This window comes from Psychrobacter sp. (assembly GCF_041554015.1).
Lineage (GTDB): Bacteria > Pseudomonadota > Gammaproteobacteria > Pseudomonadales > Moraxellaceae > Psychrobacter.
Genome location: NZ_JBFFMS010000084.1, coordinates 1 through 3049 on the forward strand (window position 1 = coordinate 1; position 3049 = coordinate 3049).

Sequence of the window (3049 nt, forward strand, 5' to 3'; positions counted from 1 at the left end):
ACTCGAGCAGCAGATCCCAAATCTTCCATAGAGAAAGCCAAAAGTAATGGACCAGTCATACGGTCTGACATGCTCTCAAACTTAGTGCCTTCAAACGCACGTTTTGCTAGGGTATTTTTTACCACTTTCAAAACGACGCCTTTTTCACGGGCTTGTTCGCGCAGCTGAGTAAGCTTTGCAACACCAATACCATGATATTCGGCAGCTACTGCTGAGTAAGCATTAGCAGCAACTTCAGACACTTCAGCCACAACTTGTTGTTTTTGCTCTAGCGTTAATGCCATAAGTTGACTCCTTTAATCTAATCAATCTAATTCATACTAAGATTGACTTGATACGACACGTTATTTATAAATCCTATAAAGAATTCACTCATAACGACTGATTACGGCACCGTTATCAGAATGACATCAAGTGATAGATTGAACTATCGGCTCTTATCAACAACTGGGTGGGCCACCGTCTGCGTAGGACAATTAAGATTTTCATCTGTCGTCGATTAACAAAAGCAGCTCGTTGTTATTATTAATCATCCAAAAATTATCAATAATGACGTCAAACCGCTTTCTACCTACGGTCTTAGACAGCATAGCGTTTGCTACGCTGACCTAATTCTTTAAAATATTTTTGTGCCCTTTATTTGAAATCGTCAAATAAAGGCGCGTATTTACTTATTTTGCTGTGCGATATGGAACTGGATCGATACTTAGACCAGGACCCATAGTGCTAGACAAGGTAATTTTCTTGATGAAAGTACCTTTAGACGTAGCAGGCTTAGCACGTCTTAAATCTGCAATCAGCGCTTCAGCATTTTGTATGACTTGCTCAGCAGTAAAACCAACTTGACCGATAGTCGTGTGGATGATACCTGCTTTGTCTACACGGTACTGTGCTTGACCAGCTTTAGCATTGGTAACCGCTTCAGCAACGTTAGGCGTAACCGTACCAACTTTAGGATTAGGCATTAGGCCACGTGGACCTAGGATAGTACCTAGTTGACCAACAACACGCATCGCATCAGGAGCAGCAATTACAACATCAAAGTCCATGTTACCGGCTTTGATTGATTCTGCTAGGTCTTCAAAACCAACGATGTCAGCACCAGCTTCTTTGGCGGCTTCAGCAGCAGCGCCTTGAGCGAATACAGCAACGCGTTTGGTTTTACCAGTACCAGCAGGCAGATTGGTTGCGCCACGTACGACTTGATCAGATTTACGTGGGTCAACGCCCAAGTTTACTGCGATATCAATAGACTCTTTGAATTTAAGAGGTGGCAAATCGTTTAAGATTTGAACCGCTTCTTCGATCGTGTATTGTTTTTCGTGCTCAATACGGCTATTGATTTCTTTTTGACGTTTGGTTAGCTTACTCATTTACACACCCTCCACGGTAATACCCATTGAACGTGCAGTACCAGCGATGGTACGGATAGCAGCGTCAAGATCAGCAGCAGTCAAATCTGCATCTTTAGTCTTAACGATTTCTTCTAACTGAGCACGGTCAACTTTACCGACTTTAGCGGTGTTAGGTGTACCAGAACCTTTAGCAATGCCAGCAGCCTTACGCAAAAGGTAAGCAGCTGGTGGTGACTTCATGATGAAGGTAAAAGACTTATCGCTGTATACAGTAATCTCAGTAGGAATCGGTAGACCCGGCTCTTGAGATGAAGTCGCAGCGTTAAATTCTTTACAGAACGCCATGATGTTCACGCCTTTTTGACCCAATGCTGGACCAATCGGTGGTGAAGGATTTGCTTTACCTGCAGGCACTTGCAGTTTGATGTAACCATCAATCTTCTTAGCCATGATTCTCTCCTAAATGGGTGATAGCGCCAAATCAATCTTGTATATGTATACGTAATTGACTAACAGCTCCCCGGTTGATGAACTTTTCTGCTGGTTTAGTCTAGCTTCTCAACTTTACTAAATTCCAGCTCAACCTGAGTCGGTCGATTAAATACGTTTACCGTTAAATGCAGCTTTGACTTCTCATAATCCACTTTTTCAACCAACCCTTTAAAGTCAGTAAATGGGCCATCGATTACCAACAACTCTTCGCCCGGCTCAAATAGAGTCTTAGGACGTGGGTCAGTTTCAGTCTGATTCAAACGGTTTAAAATACGATCAGCTTCTACTTCCGTAATCGGCGCAGGTGTCTCTGGTGTACCACCAACGAAACCCATAATACGTGGGCAATCTTTGACGATATGCCAAGTATTGTCGTTCATCTCCATCTGGATCAATACATAACCCGGAAAGAACTTACGCTCACTTTTACGTTTTTTGCCGTCTTTCATTTCGACGACTTCTTCAGTAGGTACCAATACATCGCCGAAAAACTCAGCGAATTCACTACGATTAATACGATCAGTTAATGAACGCTGTACTTGCTTTTCATATCCTGAAAATGCTTGGACAATATACCAACGCATATCACGCTCCTGATCATTATAAGTAAGTCGTTTTTCATATATACTGAGTAAGCAATCGCTAATACGCGCTACTAACCAATAAATATGCCAACGAACCAATTAAAAAAGTTATCCAATAGCCAAACCAGTAAACCAACAACCGCAATCATAACAATCGTTTGCCATGTATATTGGAAGGTTTCATCTTTGCCAGGCCAAGTAACGCGGCGTAGTTCTACAGCAGCGTCTTTTAATAAGGTTTTAAATGCACGGCCCTGATTGGTCATAGCAAGACATAACAGAGCAAATACAAAAAGCGCAACGATAATACCAATACGCACCCAAAGATCATTGGCAGGTTGCCAATAGCCGGGTAGATATTGATTAACTAACGTTGCAGCAATTAAAACAACTGCGGCTAGTAGCCACAAAATCACATCTTTTACTGAACCCGTCTTAGCAATTTCCACAGCAGTCGTTTGATTACCCGCTGAAACATGCTTATCTTTGGACAGCATTCCACCAGCAACTGCCTTGGCATCAGATAACTTAGTCTCGAGGTTATCTTGATTATTGCTCATAAAGAACTCACTTCGGAGATGGTGGGGTATGACAAAGATGTGATAAGAAGATGGCAGG

5 protein-coding genes are annotated in these 3049 nt (G+C 42.3%); all 5 read right to left on the reverse strand.

Features of this window, described 5'->3' with window-relative positions; genetic code table 11:
- The coding region (gene rplJ / locus ABYU67_RS12035; RefSeq protein ID WP_372845524.1) for a 50S ribosomal protein L10 at nucleotides 1-284 on the reverse strand (284 nt) is incomplete at its 3' end.
- 387 nt (nucleotides 285-671) lie between these two features.
- Nucleotides 672-1373 carry a 50S ribosomal protein L1 gene (rplA, locus tag ABYU67_RS12040; protein ID WP_372845526.1) on the reverse strand — a complete coding sequence of 234 codons (702 nt, stop codon included), beginning with the start codon at nucleotides 1371-1373 and terminating at the stop codon, nucleotides 672-674.
- The gene (rplK, locus tag ABYU67_RS12045) at nucleotides 1374-1805 is read right to left on the reverse strand and encodes a 50S ribosomal protein L11 (protein ID WP_372845528.1); all 432 of its coding nucleotides are present in this window, start codon (nucleotides 1803-1805) and stop codon (nucleotides 1374-1376) included.
- A gap of 95 nt (nucleotides 1806-1900) precedes the next feature.
- Nucleotides 1901-2431 (reverse strand): transcription termination/antitermination protein NusG, encoded by a 531-nt coding sequence (gene nusG, locus ABYU67_RS12050; protein WP_201544318.1) that lies wholly within the window; start codon nucleotides 2429-2431, stop codon nucleotides 1901-1903.
- 71 nt (nucleotides 2432-2502) lie between these two features.
- Nucleotides 2503-2991, reverse strand: coding sequence for a preprotein translocase subunit SecE (gene secE / locus ABYU67_RS12055; protein ID WP_372845530.1), 489 nt, complete (start codon nucleotides 2989-2991; stop codon nucleotides 2503-2505).
- Nucleotides 2992-3049 lie beyond the last annotated feature (58 nt).